Source organism: Rhodoferax sp. ZS1R8 (assembly GCF_056521325.1).
Genome location: NZ_JBWMBA010000001.1, coordinates 239,844 through 258,245, shown reverse-complemented (window position 1 = coordinate 258,245; position 18,402 = coordinate 239,844). Strand labels below are relative to the sequence as shown.

At 60.1% G+C, this 18,402-nt stretch carries 19 protein-coding genes; 11 read left to right on the top strand and 8 right to left on the bottom strand.

Annotated features, from left to right (window positions below; translation table 11 throughout):
* Positions 1 to 34: 34 nt before the first annotated feature.
* Positions 35 to 442: a hypothetical protein gene (locus AC097P_RS01240; RefSeq protein WP_479608544.1), complete on the top strand. Its 408-nt coding sequence runs from the start codon at positions 35 to 37 to the stop codon at positions 440 to 442.
* 52 nt (positions 443 to 494) lie between these two features.
* Here the strand turns inward: AC097P_RS01240 and AC097P_RS01235 are convergent, their stop codons facing one another.
* A complete protein-coding gene (locus AC097P_RS01235) occupies positions 495 to 824 on the bottom strand; it encodes a hypothetical protein (RefSeq protein WP_479608543.1) in 330 nt (109 codons plus the stop codon).
* Positions 825 to 1,302: 478 nt separating this feature from the next.
* Here AC097P_RS01235 and AC097P_RS01230 point away from each other — a divergent pair, with 478 nt between their 5' ends.
* The 3 genes from AC097P_RS01230 (at position 1,303) to AC097P_RS01220 (ending at position 3,547) form a co-directional block, all read left to right on the top strand.
* Entirely contained in the window at positions 1,303 to 1,803 is a 501-nt protein-coding gene (locus AC097P_RS01230; RefSeq protein ID WP_479608542.1) for a hypothetical protein, read from the top strand.
* A gap of 447 nt (positions 1,804 to 2,250) precedes the next feature.
* Complete coding sequence (locus AC097P_RS01225) at positions 2,251 to 2,967, top strand: DUF899 family protein (RefSeq protein WP_479608541.1); 717 nt, start codon at positions 2,251 to 2,253, stop codon at positions 2,965 to 2,967.
* 145 nt (positions 2,968 to 3,112) lie between these two features.
* Complete coding sequence (locus AC097P_RS01220; RefSeq protein ID WP_479608540.1) at positions 3,113 to 3,547, top strand: DUF2846 domain-containing protein; 435 nt, start codon at positions 3,113 to 3,115, stop codon at positions 3,545 to 3,547.
* 43 nt (positions 3,548 to 3,590) lie between these two features.
* Here the strand turns inward: AC097P_RS01220 and AC097P_RS01215 are convergent, their stop codons facing one another.
* A complete protein-coding gene (locus tag AC097P_RS01215; protein ID WP_479608539.1) occupies positions 3,591 to 5,084 on the bottom strand; it encodes an FAD-linked oxidase C-terminal domain-containing protein in 1,494 nt (497 codons plus the stop codon).
* A 161-nt stretch (positions 5,085 to 5,245) separates the two neighbouring features.
* Here AC097P_RS01215 and AC097P_RS01210 point away from each other — a divergent pair, with 161 nt between their 5' ends.
* A complete protein-coding gene (locus tag AC097P_RS01210; protein WP_479608538.1) occupies positions 5,246 to 6,409 on the top strand; it encodes a GGDEF domain-containing protein in 1,164 nt (387 codons plus the stop codon).
* A 17-nt stretch (positions 6,410 to 6,426) separates the two neighbouring features.
* Here the strand turns inward: AC097P_RS01210 and AC097P_RS01205 are convergent, their stop codons facing one another.
* Positions 6,427 to 7,398, bottom strand: coding sequence for a LysR substrate-binding domain-containing protein (locus AC097P_RS01205; RefSeq protein WP_479608537.1), 972 nt, complete (start codon positions 7,396 to 7,398; stop codon positions 6,427 to 6,429).
* A gap of 65 nt (positions 7,399 to 7,463) precedes the next feature.
* Between AC097P_RS01205 and asd the strand changes: the two genes are divergently transcribed.
* Both asd and AC097P_RS01195 read left to right on the top strand, forming a co-directional pair.
* A complete protein-coding gene (gene asd, locus AC097P_RS01200; protein ID WP_479608536.1) occupies positions 7,464 to 8,309 on the top strand; it encodes an archaetidylserine decarboxylase in 846 nt (281 codons plus the stop codon).
* A 132-nt stretch (positions 8,310 to 8,441) separates the two neighbouring features.
* Positions 8,442 to 10,073 (top strand): methyl-accepting chemotaxis protein, encoded by a 1,632-nt coding sequence (locus AC097P_RS01195; protein WP_479608535.1) that lies wholly within the window; start codon positions 8,442 to 8,444, stop codon positions 10,071 to 10,073.
* Between the two features lie 84 nt (positions 10,074 to 10,157).
* Here the strand turns inward: AC097P_RS01195 and purU are convergent, their stop codons facing one another.
* From purU to AC097P_RS01180, 3 genes are all read right to left on the bottom strand, one after another.
* The gene (gene purU / locus AC097P_RS01190; RefSeq protein WP_479608534.1) at positions 10,158 to 11,006 is read right to left on the bottom strand and encodes a formyltetrahydrofolate deformylase; all 849 of its coding nucleotides are present in this window, start codon (positions 11,004 to 11,006) and stop codon (positions 10,158 to 10,160) included.
* A gap of 303 nt (positions 11,007 to 11,309) precedes the next feature.
* Positions 11,310 to 11,624, bottom strand: coding sequence for a BTH_I0359 family protein (locus AC097P_RS01185; RefSeq protein WP_479608533.1), 315 nt, complete (start codon positions 11,622 to 11,624; stop codon positions 11,310 to 11,312).
* 60 nt (positions 11,625 to 11,684) lie between these two features.
* Positions 11,685 to 12,836 (bottom strand): DUF3108 domain-containing protein, encoded by a 1,152-nt coding sequence (locus AC097P_RS01180; RefSeq protein ID WP_479608532.1) that lies wholly within the window; start codon positions 12,834 to 12,836, stop codon positions 11,685 to 11,687.
* An 85-nt stretch (positions 12,837 to 12,921) separates the two neighbouring features.
* Here AC097P_RS01180 and AC097P_RS01175 point away from each other — a divergent pair, with 85 nt between their 5' ends.
* The 3 genes from AC097P_RS01175 to AC097P_RS01165 all read left to right on the top strand — a co-directional run bounded on the left by AC097P_RS01175 (position 12,922) and on the right by AC097P_RS01165 (position 15,220).
* Complete coding sequence (locus AC097P_RS01175; RefSeq protein WP_479608531.1) at positions 12,922 to 13,953, top strand: fumarylacetoacetate hydrolase family protein; 1,032 nt, start codon at positions 12,922 to 12,924, stop codon at positions 13,951 to 13,953.
* 77 nt (positions 13,954 to 14,030) lie between these two features.
* Positions 14,031 to 14,249: a helix-turn-helix transcriptional regulator gene (locus AC097P_RS01170; protein WP_479608530.1), complete on the top strand. Its 219-nt coding sequence runs from the start codon at positions 14,031 to 14,033 to the stop codon at positions 14,247 to 14,249.
* A gap of 59 nt (positions 14,250 to 14,308) precedes the next feature.
* Positions 14,309 to 15,220 carry a glutaminase gene (locus AC097P_RS01165; protein ID WP_479608529.1) on the top strand — a complete coding sequence of 304 codons (912 nt, stop codon included), beginning with the start codon at positions 14,309 to 14,311 and terminating at the stop codon, positions 15,218 to 15,220.
* A 160-nt stretch (positions 15,221 to 15,380) separates the two neighbouring features.
* Here AC097P_RS01165 and AC097P_RS01160 read toward each other — a convergent pair whose 3' ends face one another.
* Together AC097P_RS01160 and AC097P_RS01155 are read right to left on the bottom strand one after the other, a co-directional pair.
* Entirely contained in the window at positions 15,381 to 16,715 is a 1,335-nt protein-coding gene (locus tag AC097P_RS01160; protein WP_479608528.1) for a lipase family protein, read from the bottom strand.
* Between the two features lie 170 nt (positions 16,716 to 16,885).
* The gene (locus tag AC097P_RS01155; protein ID WP_479609450.1) at positions 16,886 to 17,491 is read right to left on the bottom strand and encodes a MarC family protein; all 606 of its coding nucleotides are present in this window, start codon (positions 17,489 to 17,491) and stop codon (positions 16,886 to 16,888) included.
* Positions 17,492 to 17,668: 177 nt separating this feature from the next.
* Between AC097P_RS01155 and AC097P_RS01150 the strand changes: the two genes are divergently transcribed.
* Positions 17,669 to 18,358 carry a PhaM family polyhydroxyalkanoate granule multifunctional regulatory protein gene (locus AC097P_RS01150; RefSeq protein WP_479608527.1) on the top strand — a complete coding sequence of 230 codons (690 nt, stop codon included), beginning with the start codon at positions 17,669 to 17,671 and terminating at the stop codon, positions 18,356 to 18,358.
* Positions 18,359 to 18,402 lie beyond the last annotated feature (44 nt).

Here is an 18,402-nt window from a genome sequence, read left to right as displayed (position 1 = left end):
CGATGATGACTCCTATCATCAAGCAGTACCTTAAATGAACACTGTTACTCGCATCTTTTTGATCGCAATTGCGGCATTGACTGCTGGTCTCTTAATATTTCAATTCGAAATTGCTCTTCGAATGCCTGGCTTCTGGGCCGGGACGCTCCCTATCTACTACGACTGGGTTGGCAATTTCATCATCTTGGGCGCCATCTACCTTATGGTGCCATTGCTCGTCCTTATTGCCTCATCGGTGTGGCGTAAAGGCCATCTTTCCCTAGTCTCAAGTTGTGGAGTGCCAGTAGTTTGGAGCGGACTTGTAGTTTTGTTGTGGGCTCGCAAACCTTGGGCCTACTATGGCGAATTTCCCTGGTGGATGATGACGCGAGATTTCGTTCCCGCCTGTGGCGCCGCTCTAACAATGGGCTGGGCATACTGGCGTCTTGCAAAAGTAGGTTGACCAACCCGTCATTCGACTGGACCTGGGAAAAGGTCCGCGCAGGTCGGTCAATTCAAACGCTAAAGGACTGCGTCCGAGCGCCGCTAAAGTCGGCAATGTGTCTGCTATCGGCGCTGCCGTGGGGCGGAAGCAGACTTTCGTTGCGGCAGTCCAGTTGTGACGAAGATTCAACGAATTTCGAAAACCAAGACTGATCAATGAAACGCACAACAATTAGAAATGCAGTCTTAATTGGAACAATTTGGGTAAACATCCCGGCCTTACTTCTGTTGGTCGGTCCCATGGTCTTATGGGCAATCTTTCTACCGCCAAACTCAACACACCCGGCTACCCTGCCGGAATTGGGGTTAATTTTTGCACTACTCATGTCCGGATGCTGCATTGCTTGGATGTGGTGGTCCTTGATGATCCCGAGGTGGCGCATCTGGGCGTGGCGACGCGTGGATGACCTGAGGGACTTGCGATTGAGAGCGGTTCGCGCCGGGTTAATTTGGCCGAAAGGACATCTGTTCGAAAAAACGGAGTTTCGACTTACTGCTCTTCGAAAGGAAATTGAGATACTCGAGAATACGGAAATATAGAAAGAAGCCGTTGCGGAGCATTCACCGTCTCATGTGGGTGAAACCGGTCCTTCAGGGGCGTGGACCAGTTTGAGTAAAGACCCACTTGCCGCCTAGAATCGGGTAAAAGCAATGTGCGGGGTTTGTCGAAATATTTATACCTGCAAAAGAATGTATGAATCCGTAGAAACCGAGGCTGCGCGCGGGCCTGCAGGAATTTTTTAGAAATGTATTGTCAGGGCCCGGATGTATCAACCGGGTTTTGCAAACTATATTAAGTTGGGCATGAGGAAGCAAGCTATGAATTGGAAAGGTACGTTGTTAGTGCTTATTGCATGGGTATCTGTGTCTTGCTTTGCGCAACACATTGTTGGGCCTGCGCATCAAACCGGGGACACAAAGTTAGCAATCTCTACGAGAACATGGAGCCCGATATTTTCCGCTATTGATCTCGACAAACGAATCCAAGGACGTCCTGTTAAGCGGGAAGATATTCAGCGCCTCAATGATCGTTTTTATCAAGTGTATGCAGAGTACCTTGAGGAGCCTGAACTCTTACTTCAGCAAAAAATGTATGGCACTGCTGTTGGCAAGAGGATCGGAGAGAGCATGGTTAGAGAGTTATTCGGGTTTCAGTCAATTACTTTGAAGTACGAGGACTTCTCCAAGGCTGAGCAGGACGAGTGGGAAAACTTTTCCAGGGCCAATCACCTTCAAGTCAAACAACTTGAGGGCAAGATGAATGGTTTCCCGGACTTCGTGCGAAGTAAGATCGCTCAGAAGGGTTTGACGTCGAAATAGATCGGAGGTCTATCAGCAAACTCAAGAGCCCAACAAATTCATCAAATTCGCACGCCTTGCGTGCCCGACTGGCAAATCGCTACGCGCTTCGCCAGCGGTTTATGAATGGCGTTGAAGCCACAATTCTCGTGATTTGAACGTCCGCTTTCTGGAAACATGGATGACTGCAATGTGTCTATAGCCGGAATCCTTCGCGCATCAAATCTTTGCACTTCCCGAGTAAAAAAGCCACTGACATAGCTTGAAACCCCTGGCAGCCGGAGTGGGCAGAACTTTATTTATCCAGGCCGCTAAGTGGCATGGCGCACAGTCAACTAGCCGTTCCTGGCGCAATGTCAATGTTTGGGTCTCGCCGCATCCACGACGCATTCCTGTCCGATACCGCTTGTTAACTGCCTAGGCTGTCCCGGATGCCGAACATGGAGAAGCAAGAGAGGGACCCACGTAATGACTACTACCACCACCACCCCACAGCACCTGCCACCCGCCGCCGAACTGGCAACCAGGAACGCAGTGCGCTTTCCGAACGAGAGCAAGGAATACCGCACTGCACGCACCGCGCTGCTGGCCGAAGAGATTGAACTGCGCCGCCATATCGAACGTGTTGCGCAGCAGCGCCGTGCCCTGCCACCGGGGGGTATGGTCGCCAAGCCTTACCAGTTTGTCGGCGAGCATGGGCCCGTTACTTTTGCCGACCTCTTTGGCGACAAACAAACTCTGGCGGTTTACAGCTATATGTTCGGCCCTCAGCGCGAGCGGCCGTGCCCCATGTGTACCTCGTTATTGTCGGCCTGGGATGGCGAGGCGCCGGATGTCGAGCAGAACATTGCGCTTGCCATCTTCGCGCGTTCACCCATCGAGCGCCTGATGGCCTTCAGGCAAGAGCGCGGCTGGCATCACCTCAACCTCTATTCCGATGCCGCCGGTGACTACACACGAGACTATGTGAACGCGGACGACGCAGACGTGCCGGCCTTCAATGTCTTTACGCGACGCGATGGCAGCATCCGCCACTTCTGGAGTGGTGAGATGGGTGGCGAGACCGCAGATCCGGGTCAGGACCCCCGCGGCGCACCCGATCTGATGCCACTATGGACGGTTCTGGACAGCACACCAGAAGGTCGTCCGGCCAACTGGTACCCGAACCTCGGTTACGCCAAGTAGCCGGCGTGTCTGGCTTCTGATTTTTGTGGCGGTAGCCCGCGTTTTGCTGGGATACCGATTTAACATCTGCACCGACCGATGCGCCCCTTGCGCCGGTCTCTTTTTGTTATTTCAACTGTCACACATCTGTAGAAAGAAAATTCCCATGAAGAAATTTGTCGCTGTAGCTTTTTTGGCCCTAAGCCTTGTCGGCTGTGCAACGGTCAATATGGGTGATGCCAAGCAGGACGCAGCCCTCAAAACGTTCACGGCTCCCAAGGACAAAGCCGGTGTTTTTGTCTACCGCAATGAAACCATGGGTGCGGCCATCAAGATGAACGTCGAAGTAGACGGTCAAATGATTGGACAGACCGGGGCCAATACTTATCTATACAAGGAAGTGGCGCCGGGCAAACACACCATCACCTCCAAAACCGAAAACGAAAGCTCGGTTGAAATCGACGCCAAGCCTGGAACATTGTTGTACTTGTGGCAAGAAGTGAAAATGGGTTTCGGCAGCGCGCGTTCCAAGTTGCAAATCGTAGACCCAGCGCAAGGGCAAAAGGGCGTGTTGGAAACCAAACTCGCCGAAACCAAATAAGCGACTACGAGATCGTCATTGCAGCCTGCAACCGCAGGCTGCTTTAAAACCGCGGCAGATCCGGGTGCTTGATCTGCCCGCCACGTACCAGCATCTTGCCGTACTCGGCACAGCGCTGCAGCGTTGGTATCACTTTGCCGGGGTTGAGCAAACCCTTGGTGTCAAAAGCGTGTTTGATGCCCAGCATCTGCGCATTTTCAGCCGCAGAAAACTGCACGCACATCGAGTTGAGTTTTTCCACACCCACACCGTGTTCCCCGGTCACCGTGCCGCCCATCGCTACGCTGGTTTCCAGGATGTCGGCACCAAACAACTCGCAACGGTGTAACTGGTCAGGGTCGTTGGCGTCGAACAGGATCAGCGGGTGCAGGTTACCGTCACCGGCGTGGAACACATTGGCGCAGCGCAACTGGTACTTCTTCTCCATCTCTTGAATGGCCAGCAGGATGTCGGCCAGCCGCTTGCGTGGGATGGTGCTGTCCATGCACATGTAGTCCGGGCTGATGCGGCCGCTGGCGGGGAAGGCGTTCTTGCGGCCACTCCAGAACTTCAGGCGCTCGGCTTCGTTCTGGCTGACGGCGATCGCGGTTGCCCCATGGGTGCGCAGCACATCCGCCATGCGACCGATTTCTTCCTCCACCTCTTCGGGCGTGCCGTCGCTTTCGCACAGCAGAATAGCCTCGGCTGTCAGGTCGTAGCCCGCCTGCACAAAGTCTTCCACTGCGGCTGTCATGGGCTTGTCCATCATCTCCAGCCCGGCAGGGATGATGCCGGCCGCAATGACCGCGGCCACCGCATCGCCCGCTTTGCGCAGGTCGTCAAAGCTGGCCATGATGCAGCGCGCAAGCATGGGCTTGGGCACCAGCTTGACGGTGACTTCGGTGATGACGGCCAGCATGCCCTCACTGCCCACGACCAAGCTCAGCAGGTCATAGCCCGGCGTGTCCAACGCGTCGCTGCCAAAGGTGATGGGCTTGCCCTCCACTGTGTAGCCCTTGACCTTGAGCACGTTGTGCAGCGTCAGCCCGTATTTGAGGCAATGCACGCCGCCCGAGTTTTCAGCCACATTGCCGCCTATGGTGCAGGCGATCTGGCTCGACGGGTCGGGCGCATAGTACAGGCCCAGCGGCGCGGCCGCCTCGCTGATGGCCAGGTTGCGCACGCCACACTGGACAACGGCCGTGCGGCTGCGCTTGTCCATCTTGACGATTTTGTTGAATTTGGCCAGCGACAGGGTTACGCCCAACGCATGCGGCATGGCGCCGCCCGACAGACCCGTGCCCGCACCGCGCGCCACGACGGGCACGCCCATATCGAAGCAGGTTTTGAGGACTGCCGCTACCTGCGCCTCAGACTCGGGCAGGGCCACGACCAGCGGGCGCTGGCGATAGGCGGTCAGGCCGTCGCATTCATAGGGCGTGGTGTCTTCACGGTTCCACAGCAGGCTGCTTGAAGGCAAATGGGCCTCTAGCCCTTGCACCACGCGCGTAAGCAGCTCCTTTTTTTGTAGCAGAATTTGACTGTCGTCGTTTATCATTGCGTGCGGGTAGATAGTGTTTGATAACTGTAGGCCAATACTGCGATGTTCAGCTGAAAGAAATGCAGCGAGTTCGTGAAATTAGATCGTCAGCGGGCAAATGTCGACTGCGGTAGCATGCCGCATCGATCGTCGTTAACCATCCGTCCATGAGAGTAGCTATGTCAGATACAACCGGCTTTGCCCCAACCCGATTGAACAGCCTCGCAGAGGAGGACACGGACTATGAAGCAACGCAGCTCGCGGGTCTGCATACAGACAACGGTCTCGACGAGGAAACACGAAGACTGCAAATACTGCAAAGCTACCGGTTGGTGGACACTGCTCCCGAGCCGGCCTATGACGACATTGTCAACGTGGCGTCCCTGATATGCGGTACACCGACGGCAATGGTCTCCCTGATCACAGAAGATCGCCAGTGGTTCAAGGCGCGGGTAGGTATGGATGTGGAGGAGACGCCGCGCGACCAGGCTTTCTGTGCGCACGCGATCCGCAACCCCTCCGCCATCATGGAAGTGCAGGATGCCACGCTGGACCCGCGCTTCATGCACAACCCTATGGTTGTGGGCGAAAATGGCATCCGTTTCTATGCGGGGGCTCCTTTGCTGTCGCCTTCTGGCGCTGCACTAGGCACCGTTTGCGTCATTGACCGCGTGCCGCGGCAATTGACGCCAGCCATGGCTCAAGGTCTACAAGCTCTAGCGCGGCAGGCAGGGGAGTTGCTAGCCCTGCGCCGGGCCAATTCCGATTTGGAGACGCTGAACCAGTCTGTGATGGAAATGCAGGTGGAGTTGGAGCAGTACCAGATTCAGCTGGAGAGCGAAAACGCGGATTTGGCCCACGCGAACCCCATTGACGCAACCACCGGCCTGTACAACCAGCGTAAGTTTGAGCAGTCACTGGCGGAAGAGCTGCACAGGGTGGAGCGCAACCATTCCCGCTTGGCCGTGGTGCTGGCCGATATTGACCACTTGCGCAACTTTGGCCGAGACTTTGGTGCTGTGGCGGCAGACGATGCGCTGCGCCGTGTGGCTCGTGCATTCAAGGCCCAGGCGCGCGGGTATGACACCTTGGCCTGCATGCAGTCGCGTCGCTTTGCCGCACTGTTGCCCGGAGCAGACGATGCAGAGTTGGTTGCTGTTGCAGAGCGGTTGCGCCTGGCTGTTGAGGCGCTGCCGCCCATCGGGCGTGCGCTGCGCGTAAGCATCGGGGTAGCGGTCGCCCGGCCTATCGACGCGCCGTTGGACATCATGGAGCGCGCAACGTCTGCGCTGAAACTGGCCATCGCGCAGGGCGGCAACCAGGTAGCCGGTGCCCCGGTGTAAGGCCAGGCCTGCGTTGATCAGGCCGTGACCTGGCGAAGCCAATCGGCAAAGGCCACGCACTCCCACCGGTCCATAGTCCCGGTGCGCCAGCAAAGGTAGTGCGCATGGGGGCTCGGGACGTTGCGGCTGAACACATCGTTGCTCCCCAGACGGACCAGTGAGCCATTGTCTAACCAGGGCGCTCCGAGTTTCATCCGGACCAGGGCAACACCCATGCCCGCGGCGGCAGCGTCACACATCAGGCCGATGTCGTTGAACTGCGAGCCATCTACAGGTTCGGGCCAGTCCAGGCCTCGGGCGGCAAACCAGGTGCGCCATGGCTCCAGTGGGCTGCGCAGCAGGGGTATCCCACCAAGGTCTTGGGCCACCTCAAACGGCCCGTGTTCTCGCAAAAAGGCGGGCGAGGCCAGCGGGGTCACTTCATCCTTGGCCAGGCACACGAATTCCATGTCGGCGTAGCGGCCGGGGCCAAAGCGCACGACCAAGTCAGCGTCTTCGGCCACCACATCCAGCAGCGGTATGGAGACTTGCAGTGTCAGGTCGATCTCGGGGTAGGCCTCAGTAAACTGGCGCAGCCGGGGGATCAGGATGGAGCGTGAGAACGTCGGCGTGACAGCCAGCCGCAGCTTGCGCTTGCCGGGAGCTGCGGCCGAGCTGGGGAATTTCTGCAGGCTGGCCAAGCCCTCGCGCACATGGGCCAGGTATTCGCTACCCTCGGTGGTCAGCGAAAAATCGGCGCGGCCAAACAGCTTGGTGCCAATGGTCTGCTCCAGTTGGCGCACGCGGTGGCTGACCGCGCTGGGCGTGACGCACTGCTCTTCGGCGGCCAGCGTCACACTGCGCAGGCGGGCCAGGGCCTCAAAGGTCAGCAGGCATTGGATCGGGGGGATGCGTGCCGTGCCACTGCCGCTGGGCCGCCCCGCGGCAGTGGGCGCCCCCACGGGGGGCAGCGCACCACGCGCGTCGGGAGGCGTGGGGTTAGTATTCATTGGCTTACTATAATCCGGCCGCATTCTCCCGCGCCACACGTCCCAACATCTATAAAGGAACTGCCGTGTCCGACACCCTGGCGGTATTGCCGCAGTACCTGATTCCCAAACAAGCCATCACCGCATTGCTTGGCAAACTGGCCAGCGCCCGCGCCGGTGGTACGACGACCTCCGTCATCCGCTGGTTCGTCAAGCGCTACAACGTCGATATGGCCGAGGCCGCCAATCCCGACATCGCCAGCTACGCGACCTTCAACGATTTTTTTACCCGGCCCCTGAAAGACGGCGCTCGCCCGTTGGCACAGGCGGATCTGTTATGCCCCGTGGACGGCGCCATCAGCCAATTCGGGTCCATCAAAAAAGACCAGATTTTCCAGGCCAAGGGCCACAACTATTCGACGACCGCGCTGGTGGGTGGCGATGCAGCACTGGCCGCGGAGTTTGAGGATGGCCACTTCGTCACGCTGTACCTGAGCCCCAAGGACTACCACCGCATCCACATGCCCTGCGCCGCCGTACTGCGGCGCATGATTTATGTGCCTGGCGATCTGTTCTCAGTCAACCCGACTACGGCGCGTGGCGTGCCGGGGCTGTTTGCACGCAACGAGCGCGTGGTCTGCGTGTTCGATTCGCCGCAGGGTCCGTTTGTGCAGGTGCTTGTGGGCGCCACCGTCGTGGGCAGCATGGCCACGGTCTGGCACGGGCAGATCAATCCGCCGCGGCCGGGTCATTTGTGGGAGCGTCTGTATAAAGATGGTGGTGTAAACCTGGCCCAAGGCGCTGAGATGGGACGATTCTTGCTCGGCTCTACCGTGGTGCTTTTGTTTCCGCGCGGCCCCTTGGCTTTCAACCCCCAATGGGCGCCTGGTGGCTCCATCCGCATGGGTGAAAAAATGGGTACGCGTGCGTAAAACCCGGCTATCCTGATGCTTTAGCATCTTCTGCTTGGGAACCGCACGATGGAATCTGATTCAGCTGAGAACTTGCAGCCCGCGTTGGCCGATTCGATTGTGCAAGTCCGGCTGCCGCAAAGAAACCAAGCAATGAAAGCCTTGGGAGGCGTTGCGCAAACCGTGCGTGATCGCTTGCTCAAGCCCACCAATCCTGCAGCGGACGGCATGTCGGTTCGTGCCAGCCTGCGCCTGGCGTTCGCCATTGTCGTGGCTGGCGCGTTCATCATTGGCGTGTTCTCGCTGTTCCAGATGGGGCGTCTGAACGCATCCACCAGCACCATTTATGAGCAGGAATATATGGCTGGCCAAGCGGCCGAACAGGTGCGCAGCAATGTGTTGCGCGCCAGCCGTGCACAAACCCAGTTGCTGACCGCCAGCACCGCGGCCGAGCGTGAGACGCTGGCCAAGGACGTAGAGGGTAGCCTGGCCGAGGTTGGCAAAAAAATCGAAACCATCCAGGGCCTGTCCACCAATGAGGAATCGATGGCTACCGCCAAGCAGCTGGGCGAGGCGATTGCCAAATGGAGCAAGCGCCTGCGTGACTACATCAAGCTGGTCAAGGAGCAGCCGCTGTCCTTCATGGAGTTGAGCCCCGACGTGGCGTCCGAGGATGCTGGGCTCGTCAATGAAACGCGCAAGGTCGAGAAGATTGTCGACAGTCTGGTCGCCCAGCGCGGCCAGTCGGCCCAGGCCACGATGCAGCACACCGGCGAGATCTACAAGACCTCTGTCGTCTGGGTGATCGGCATTGTGCTGCTGCTGATCGCCTTGTCGATCGGTGTGGGTAGCTGGGTGATTGCACGCCTGACACGCCAGCTGGGTGGGGAGCCTGCCTATGCCAAGTCCATTGCCAGCCGGATTGCTGATGGCGACCTGTCGATGGATATCGAGCTGGCCGACAACGATACCCACAGCCTGCTGTACTCGCTGCACGAAATGCAGACCCGGCTTGCTGCAACCATGGGCGAGATTGCCGACAGCTCGGCCCAGGTGGCCAACGCATCACGTGAAATCTCCATGGGTAATCTGGACCTGTCCAACCGCACGGAGCAGCAAGCGTCATCGCTGGAGCGCACGTCTACCAATGTCGAGCAATTGACGTCGATTGCCAAGCGTTATGCCGATAGCTCCACCCGTGCCGCCCAGTTGTCGAGCAGCGCGACGCTGGCTGCGCGCCAAGGTGGAGAGGTGGTGGCCAATGTGGTGCTGACGATGGAGAAAATCAGCCAGAGCACGCAGGCCATTCATTCCAATATTGGTGCCATCCAGAGCATTGCCTTTCAGACCAATATCCTGGCGCTGAACGCCGCGGTGGAGGCTGCCCATGCCGGTGAACAGGGTCGCGGCTTTGCGGTCGTGGCCGCCGAGGTGCGGGACCTGGCGCAGCGCAGTGCCACCGCAGCCAAAGAGATCAGTGCGCTGATCGAAAACTCGACCCGTCAGGTCAAAGAAGGGTCCCAATTGGCACGCAGTGCGGGGCAGACCATCGCCGACATGGCCAAGACCGTCGAAAAAGTTAGCACGGTGATGGAAGAAATCTCGGGCGCGTCGCTGGAGCAGAGTGAAGGCATCGCCGAGATGAACCGCGCCATTGCGCAGATCGACCAGACCACACAACAAAATGCCGCGCTGGTGGAGCAAGCCGCCGCGGCGGCACAATCATTGGATGAGCAAGCCCAGTCGTTGGACCAGTTGGTGGGGCGGTTTGACCTGAAGAGCTAAAGAGAAGAGGCCCCCACGCTCCCGCTGCGGGTGGTTCGCTGCCCCCCGAGGGGGCTGCTTGAAATCGTGCCCCAAGGCTTTGGCTTACTTGAAAATCACGGTTTTGTGGCCGTTTAGCAGCACGCGGTGCTCGCTGTGCCATTTGACCGCGCGGGCCAGCACCTGGCTCTCGGTGTCGCGGCCCTGGGTCGTCAAATCTTCCACCGTTTTGCTATGGTCCACGCGCGCCACGTCCTGTTCGATGATGGGACCTTCGTCCAGATCGGCCGTCACGTAATGCGCTGTGGCACCAATCAGTTTCACACCGCGGTCGTGCGCCTGGTAATAAGGCTTGGCGCCCTTGAAGCTGGGCAGGAACGAGTGGTGGATGTTGATCGCGCGGCCCGACAGCTTGCGGCAAAACTCATCGCTCAGAATCTGCATGTATCGAGCCAGCACGACCAGTTCTGCGCCCTCCGATTCAATGATCTCCAGCTGGCGGGCTTCGGCCTGTGCCTTGGTCTCGGGTGTGACCGGAATGTAGTGGAAGGGAATGTTGTAGCTGGCCGCCAGCTGGTAGAAGTGTCGGTGGTTGGACACGATGGCACGTATGTCTATGGCCAGCAGGCCGCTCTTCCAACGGAACAACAAGTCATTGAGGCAATGGCCTTCCTTGCTGACCAGAAGCACCGTGCGCATGGGCTGCGACGTGGCGTGCAGGCCCCATTGCATCGAATAAGGTTTGGCAAAAAAGGCCAGTTGGCTGCGCAGGTCTGAAAAGGTCAGGCGCACGCAGGTGAACTGCACGCGCATGAAAAACAGACCAGTATCCGGGTCGTTGTACTGGGCGGCTTCTTCGATATTGCCGCCGCGCTCCAGCAAAAAGCCCGATACGGCGTGGACCAATCCCAGGCGGTCTGGGCATGACAGGGTGAGTATGTAGGTCTGGCTCATGGAGCGACATTGTCGCAGTATGTGTAGCCCCCACGCTCCGCCGCTGCGCGGGTCGCTGCCCCCCCGAGGGGGCTAAATCCGCTTGGGGCGGCCCGGCGGCGAGTTGTGGCCCCCACGCTCCACCGCTGTGCGGGTCGCTGCCCCCCGAGGGGGCTAACTCGCCTTGGGGCGGCCCGGCGGCGAGTTGTGGCCCCCACGCTCCACCGCTGTGCGGGTCGCTGCCCCCCGAGGGGGCTAAATCCGCTTGGGGCCACCCGGCGCGGATTTGTTGCCAGCAACCGGCGCCGCCGGGATGGCTACAGCCTAGTGGACGACGACGGGGTTCTGCGCCAACTCGGCGTACTGTTCCAGCGTGTCTTCGACTTCTTCCTGCGTCGGGGTATTAACCTGCCAGGCCATGATGTGCTGCTGGAACAATTCGGCCCACGAGCCGTCCAGGTACACCTCTTTGCCGGAACGCTTGTCGACGATTTCAAAGCCGTGGCGCGCCATGGTCGGCACGCCGCTGGGGTATTGCACCGTTTTGATGACACCCGACCCGGTAGCCTTGCCATCCGTTTCGGCGTTTGCCAGCATGTGGGTGACCGAATAGGTGTCTGAATCGTAGAGCGTTTGCATGTTTTTAATAGTAGAGCTTCTATTGCAATTGAGCGCAATAGTTGAAAAATCAAGGGCGCGCTATTTTTGAGTCGACTTCCACTGCTGATCCGCCACGTCCCCGTTGGGTTGGGTCAGCCGTATGCGCACCGGCAAGTAGCCTAGTTCGGGTGCAAACCAGACCTCAATGCGGGAGTCATGTTCGCCCAACGGGTCGCGCCAGAGGCGCAGCGCGCTCAATTCCCCACCCGGCAGCGTCAGTTTTTCCGACGTGCCGATGTTAAAAACCCAGGATTCAGCCGACCGCGGCCCTACCGCCTGGAATGACAGCGTGCTGCCCTGCGTGAACAGTTTGGGTTCGGCAGCCAGCATTGACGCGATCTGCAGCATCACGCTCAACTGGTCCTGAGCCCCCGGCAGCATGGGCACGTCGGGCGTGTTGGCGCTGAACGTGACCTGGTTCTTGTCGTAGTCAAAGTGGGCGGCCACTTCACTGCGAACCTTGTCGCCAAAGCGTATGGGCTCCAGGCCGTGCGCTCCCAGGCGCCCGGTGCTGGTTTGCAGGCGCGTGCCCAGCAAGAAGTGGCTGATTTCCATCCGCGCGTTATACGTTTTTCCGTCTTGGGACCACTGCAAGTCGCCACTCACATGGTACGGAAAGCCTTTGATCTCGCCCGTGACGTTGTACTTCAACCGTGCGGACGGCGGAAACACAAACTTGCGCACGGCCTTGGCGGTCGGCAATGTGGCGGTGTCTTGTTTGGCGGCAGGCGCGGCAGGGATGTCGTTGCCCTTGGTGGATGGCACTGTGGCGGCAGCCAGCAGCAGATCGTCTGAGGCGCTGGCCGCTGTGTCCGATGTTTCCATTGGTGCTATTGTTTCGATAGCTGCTTGTGCTCGCTGTTCGGGGGCTACCGGGCTAATTGGCTCAAAGGTTTCCACAGGAGCGGCACCTTCGGCGGATGCAACGGGCGTCAGCTTTCGCGGTTTGCGTACCGGTGCGGCCGCCGGTTCGGGGGCGGCAGCCGGCGCTGAGATTTGGGGGGGGTCTTCGGCAATGGTGCGGGTGGCAAAGGCCCAACTGCTGCCGGCATCCGTACTGGCGTGTGCGGCCAGCGCCAGCGGCGCGGCCCGCAATATGGCCCAGTGCGCCAACAGCACGACAGCCGTCAACAGCAGCAGGCGCCACGACGGGCGGCGGCTGTGGGCAGGAGCAAGAGAGGGGTGGGGCATGGATTGGAAAAGAGGCCGGAGGCAGTGGCGGGGTAGGGGTGGGCCTGTACCGCGCCGCCAGTTTAATTCAAGCGACAATTCCCGCATGAAACTCGCAACTTACAAAGACGGTTCGCGCGATGGCCAACTGGTCGTGGTCTCGCGCGACCTCAGCCAGGCAGTGCACGCGTCCAATATCGCCAACCGACTGCAGCAGGTACTGGACGACTGGAACTACCTGGCGCCCCAGCTGCAGGACCTGTACGACACCCTGAATAATGGCCGGGCGCGCCACGCCTTTGCGTTCGACGCCACACAGTGCATGGCGCCGCTGCCCCGCGCCTACCAGTGGGCCGATGGCTCAGCCTACCTGAACCATGTCGAGCTGGTGCGCAAGGCGCGCGGCGCCGAGGTGCCCGAGAGCTTTTACACCGACCCGCTGATGTACCAGGGTGGCAGCGACGATCTTCTGGGTCCACGCGACCCCATCGTCTGCGCCAGCGAGGCCTTTGGCATCGATTTTGAAGCCGAGGTGGCCGTCATCACCAGTGACATGCCCATGGGCTGCACGCCTGAGCGCGCGCTGGATGGCATCCGCCTGCTGATGCTGGTCAATGACGTCAGCCTGCGCAACCTCATTCCAGGCGAGTTGGCCAAGGGCTTTGGTTTTGTGCAGAGCAAACCGGCCACCGCCTTCAGCCCGGTGGCCGTCACGCCTGACGAGCTGGGTGTTGCCTGGATACAGGGCCGTGTGCACCTGCCGCTGGCCAGCACCTGGAACGGCCGCAAGGTCGGCCTGTGCGATGCCGGGCCGGATATGACCTTCCATTTTGGTCAACTGGCAGCCCACCTGTGCAAGACCCGTAATGTGCGCGCCGGCTCCATCATCGGCTCCGGCACGGTAAGCAACAAGGGCGTCTCCAAGGGCAGCGGCGAGCATGCGACGACCGAATGGCCCAATGGCTACAGCTGCATTGCCGAGAAGCGCGCGATGGAAACCATCCAGAACGGCCAGCCCAGCACCGAGTTCATGCAGTACGGCGATACGATCCGTATCGAGATGAAGGGCCCCGACGGGTTGAGCATTTTTGGTGCGATCGAACAGGAAGTAGTGGCGCTGGAGAAATTGCAGCCCTAAAGGCCTACACATCTTCACTTTCTCTGTTACGTGTCGATACAACAATGGGGCAAGACACGAAAACCGGGAGAAATTTTATGGATGCCACTGTGAAAAAACTGCTGTCACAAGGCGAGTTGGCTAAACGCTGGGGCCGTTCGGAGTCGGCCATCAGCCTGGCCACTGCGGTAGGCACCGGGCCGCGCTACATCAAGATCGATGGCGCCATCAAATACCCGTTTGACGAAGTGCAGCGTTACGAGCGGGCCTGCATGTTCGCTGACGCCACCGAGACCCGGCTGCAGACGGTGAACTAGCACCCACGCTTGGCGCTTCGCCGGGCGGCGACAATCCTCGCAACACGAAAAGGGTTGCCATGGATTTCCAAACCGTACTGGATGACATCACCGCGCAGATCAAGCCCCAATTAGGCCAAGCCGGCAATGTGGCCAGCTACATCCCGGCATTGGCCCGGGTATCGCCCCACCAGTTTGGCATTGCGCTGCGCACCTGTGATGGCCGGGAGGCGGCGGCCGGCGACGCGGCAATACCGTTTTCGATACAGAGCATGTCCAAGGTTTTCACGCTGACGCTGGCCATGCGCAGCCTGGGTGACAGCCTGTGGGAGCGCATTGGGCGCGAGCCATCTGGCAGCCCATTCAACTCATTGGTGCAATTGGAGACCGAACGCGGCGTCCCCCGCAACCCTTTCATCAATGCCGGTGCTATCGCCGTCGCAGACCGTTTGCTGAGCCTGGGCGATGCCAAGGCCGACATCCCGGCCCTGCTGTCCAGTCTGTGCGGCGAGGCGGTGGCGGTGGATCCGGAGGTTGCGCGGTCGGAAGCTGAAACCGGCTTTCGCAATGCCGCGCTGGCCAATTTCATGAAAGGCTTCGGCACGCTGGACCATGCGGTGGACAGCGTGCTGGACGTGTATTTCAACCAGTGCGCGATCCGCATGAGCTGCCAGCAAGTGGCGCGCGCGGCCGGCTATTTGTGCCGGGACGGGGGGCACCCCTATGGCGGGGCGCAGGTGATCAGCGCGGCGCAGGTGCGGCGCATCAATGCGCTGATGCTGACCTGTGGCACCTATGACGCGGCGGGGGAGTTTGCGTTTCGCATTGGCCTGCCCTGCAAAAGCGGCGTGGGCGGCGGCATCATGGCCGTGGTGCCCGATACCCTCAGTGTCTGCGTGTGGTCGCCTGCGCTGGACAATACCGGCAATTCCCACCTGGGCCGCATGGCGCTGGAGTTGTTTGCGGCAAAGACGGGGCTGTCGGTGTTTTAACGCGAGGCTAGCCCGGGATGGAGCGAAAAAAAAGAAGCGCAGACCAAACCAAAACGAATGCTGGCTGGTGACCATCTGGGTAGTCTGCGCCCTGGGCCATATAAAACCGCTACCCAAGAGGATAACGGTTTATACGATTTCTTGCAGGGTTTCCCCCGATCTATTTCACCGAGTCGAAGACCGCCCGGGCTTGCACATGGCAGAACGGTGGTTCATAGGTCCCATGGTAGTTGGAGTAGTAGGTGGAAAAGGCGGCCGATGTGGGGTCGATGGGCGCCTTGCCGCCAGGGCCAAACGTGGCTTGCACCGCGAGGTCCACATCCACGGAGCTGACGTTGGTCAGGCCGCGGCTGTCGAAATCGGCCTTCATCACGGCCTGGTGCACTGCCGGTGGCACGGTGGGGTCACCGGAGCCGCCGCACAACAGCAGCTTGGACTTGGGGTTCCAGCCCAGCAGGTCGTTCTTTTTAGCCGCCAGGTAGAACGGGCTGTTGTTGTTGGTCTGCACGTCTGTCGTAAAGGCGGTCTGGAACACTGCGTCCCGGGCCTGGTTGGGTGTCTCGCCCTTGGCGCCGGGCAACTTGCCTGTGGTGATCAGCGTAGCGTAGGTGAGCGTTGGGCTGGGCAACAAGGTCTCGATATAGCTGTCGTAAGGCGCCTTGAATGCCACTGAGGGGCTGCTGTAGATGTTGCCGTAAACCTTTTGGTACGCCGTCACCATATAAGGCACGAAGAACTGCACGCCGGCAATGGCGTTGGTGAGCTTGGTCGAGCCCGACAGGTTGTAAGGGCCGGCCAAGTGGGCACCGGCCACGACATTGATCTCGTTCGCATACTCGCGCTCCACCGCGCGGTGGGCTGCCATCGATGAGTGGCCGCCTTGGGAATAACCGGTGAGCATGACCTTGCCAGACAGGCTGGCGCCCACGGCACTGGATGCGTTGCGCGCGGCCCGGATTGCGTCGATGACCGACGTGGCTTCCGAGTCGGCGTGCAGGTAGGGGTGGTAGCTGTAGCTGGATTTGGCGAAGCCCAGGTAGTCGGTGGCTACGACTGCGTAACCCTGTGCGGCGTACATTGCGGCCAGGAAAAAGGTTTCGGAATCCGACGGGTTGGCCAGCGTACGGGGTTTTTGCACATCCGTACCCTTGGCGTAGGCCACCAGCGCTGCGGGGCTGGTGCAGCTGCCGGCGGGCACCAACATCACGCCCGATGCGTTGGTCTGCTCGCCGGAAACGCCAACCGTGTTGTAGTTCAGCGCGACCACTTTGACGTCGCATTTGGCCGTGCCCGACAGCGCCTGCAAGCCGCTGCTGGCCGTTGCAGCGTTGAGCTGCGAGATGGTGAGCGTGGTGACGACAGCCGCTGGCTCTGCCAGCGTGCCACGCAGTGACGTGGGTGTGGGGGGGGTACTAGTGCCGCCGCCGCAGGCGGTCAGCAAACACGCAGCAGCCAGTGCCGACAATGGGTAGCGTTTAAAACCGGTTGTTTTCATCATGGTCTCCAAAAAATGGGGGTTTGTGGGGGGGGCTTGAAGGGGACAGGCACATGCTAGGGGCCGAGCCAATGGCGGCGCACAGGGTTACTACCGAGCCAGGTGTCAATGCAGACACCTGCGGGACAGCAGCCCCGCGATAGCGGGGCGTGATCTGGAACGTGGCGTGGCTAGCCGTGCGCCAGCTGCTGTGCAAAGGTCTTGAAGCCGCGCAGCATCATCTCGATGGCCACCGACACCAGAACGAGCCCCATGAGCCGCTCCACTGCCACCACTAGGCGTGTGCCGATGATGCGCTGGATGCGCTCGGCCGACACCAGCACCACGGCGCTGACCAGCATGGTCACGCACAGCGCCCCGATCCACTCCAGGCGCCGCTCCGGCTGTTGGGATACCAGCAGCAGCACGGTGGCCAGCGCGGACGGGCCGGCGATGGCGGGCACGGCCAGCGGCACGATCAGCGGCTCCACCATTTGCTCTTCATCGGCGGCTCCAGCCGGCGGCGGAAACACCATGCGCAGCGCGATCAGAAACAGGATGACGCCGCCCCCAATCTGCAGAGACAGCTCGCTGAGGTTCATGACACGCAAAAAGCTATCGCCTACAAACATGAAGGTCAGCAGCAGCGCAAAGGCGATCAAGATTTCACGCAGGATGACGCGCGCCCGGCGCTCAGGTGCTACGTGCTTGAGCGCATTGGCAAAGATGGGAATATTGCCGATCGGGTCGGTGATCAGCACCAGCAAAATGGTGGCGGACAGGAAGGTGTAGTGCATCATGGGTACGAGTCCTTGGCTGCGTTCGCGCGCCCCCGCCAGTCTAGCGGTGATTCCCGTCCGAGGGGCAAGCCCCGTACGCGCAGCGAAAAGCGTTGGGGACTGGCTCTAGCCCGGGTCGGCGCATTGGAGTAAGCTGTACACAGTTTCGAGTTGACAACCTCCCATGGAGTGCATATGAGTGACGCAGACACCACCGGTTTTGGCAAATACGTGCCCGGCTTTGATTTCTTGCAGAATTTGGCCAAGGGTGCGACGAACAACATCCCCCAGATGCCCAATCTTGGTAATTGGGTGGCCCCCACACTGAATGTGGAAGAGCTGGAAAAACGCATTGAAGAGCTCAAGGCCGTGCATTTCTGGCTGGAGCAAAACTCCCGCGCACTCGGCGCCACCATCCAGGCGCTCGAAGTGCAGAAGATGACACTGGCTACGCTGAAGGGCATGAACTTCAACATCGGCGATGTGGCCAATGCGCTGAAGCTGAAGGCGGCCGAGTCGGTGCAGACCGGCGTGCAGCGCGTCAGTGACCGCGCGGCCTCCACAGCCAAGACCATTTCCGACGTTGCCATTGGTAACAGCAGTGCGTCGTCCAAGGCCGGCAAGGCCGCAGCGGGCATGGGCGCGCTGGTCGACCCGTTGCATCTGTGGGGTTCGCTGACCCAGCAGTTCCAGCAGATTGCGGCCGGCGCTTTTAAGGAAGCGACCGCCAAGACCGCGGTCGACGTCACCAAGAACATGGCCACCGGCATGGCCAAAGAAGCCCTCAAATCCGCCAAGGCTGCTGGCAAGAAGGCCGCCAGTGGCGCCGTAAAGCGCGCCACCGCCAAGCCTGCAGCCCGCAAGACCGCGTCACGTGGGCAATAGAGCCAGTAGACTCGGACAGACCCAGCGGGCCCCATAGCACCCGG

Bases quoted from the DNA above. Each gene is read 5' to 3' on its own strand.
- AC097P_RS01180 (WP_479608532.1), bottom strand. From the start codon at position 12,836: ATGCCCCACCCCTCTCTTGCTCCTGCCCACAGCCGCCGCCCGTCGTGG.
- AC097P_RS01205 (WP_479608537.1), bottom strand. From the start codon at position 7,398: ATGAATACTAACCCCACGCCTCCCGACGCGCGTGGTGCGCTGCCCCCC.
- AC097P_RS01175 (WP_479608531.1), top strand. From the start codon at position 12,922: ATGAAACTCGCAACTTACAAAGACGGTTCGCGCGATGGCCAACTGGTC.
- AC097P_RS01170 (WP_479608530.1), top strand. From the start codon at position 14,031: ATGGATGCCACTGTGAAAAAACTGCTGTCACAAGGCGAGTTGGCTAAA.
- purU (WP_479608534.1), bottom strand. From the start codon at position 11,006: ATGAGCCAGACCTACATACTCACCCTGTCATGCCCAGACCGCCTGGGA.
- AC097P_RS01195 (WP_479608535.1), top strand. From the start codon at position 8,442: ATGAAAGCCTTGGGAGGCGTTGCGCAAACCGTGCGTGATCGCTTGCTC.
- AC097P_RS01185 (WP_479608533.1), bottom strand. From the start codon at position 11,624: ATGCAAACGCTCTACGATTCAGACACCTATTCGGTCACCCACATGCTG.
- AC097P_RS01215 (WP_479608539.1), bottom strand. From the start codon at position 5,084: ATGATAAACGACGACAGTCAAATTCTGCTACAAAAAAAGGAGCTGCTT.
- AC097P_RS01150 (WP_479608527.1), top strand. From the start codon at position 17,669: ATGAGTGACGCAGACACCACCGGTTTTGGCAAATACGTGCCCGGCTTT.
- AC097P_RS01210 (WP_479608538.1), top strand. From the start codon at position 5,246: ATGTCAGATACAACCGGCTTTGCCCCAACCCGATTGAACAGCCTCGCA.
- AC097P_RS01155 (WP_479609450.1), bottom strand. From the start codon at position 17,491: ATGCACTACACCTTCCTGTCCGCCACCATTTTGCTGGTGCTGATCACC.
- AC097P_RS01165 (WP_479608529.1), top strand. From the start codon at position 14,309: ATGGATTTCCAAACCGTACTGGATGACATCACCGCGCAGATCAAGCCC.
- AC097P_RS01225 (WP_479608541.1), top strand. From the start codon at position 2,251: ATGACTACTACCACCACCACCCCACAGCACCTGCCACCCGCCGCCGAA.
- AC097P_RS01235 (WP_479608543.1), bottom strand. From the start codon at position 824: ATGCAGCATCCGGACATGAGTAGTGCAAAAATTAACCCCAATTCCGGC.
- AC097P_RS01240 (WP_479608544.1), top strand. From the start codon at position 35: ATGAACACTGTTACTCGCATCTTTTTGATCGCAATTGCGGCATTGACT.
- AC097P_RS01220 (WP_479608540.1), top strand. From the start codon at position 3,113: ATGAAGAAATTTGTCGCTGTAGCTTTTTTGGCCCTAAGCCTTGTCGGC.
- AC097P_RS01160 (WP_479608528.1), bottom strand. From the start codon at position 16,715: ATGAAAACAACCGGTTTTAAACGCTACCCATTGTCGGCACTGGCTGCT.
- AC097P_RS01230 (WP_479608542.1), top strand. From the start codon at position 1,303: ATGAATTGGAAAGGTACGTTGTTAGTGCTTATTGCATGGGTATCTGTG.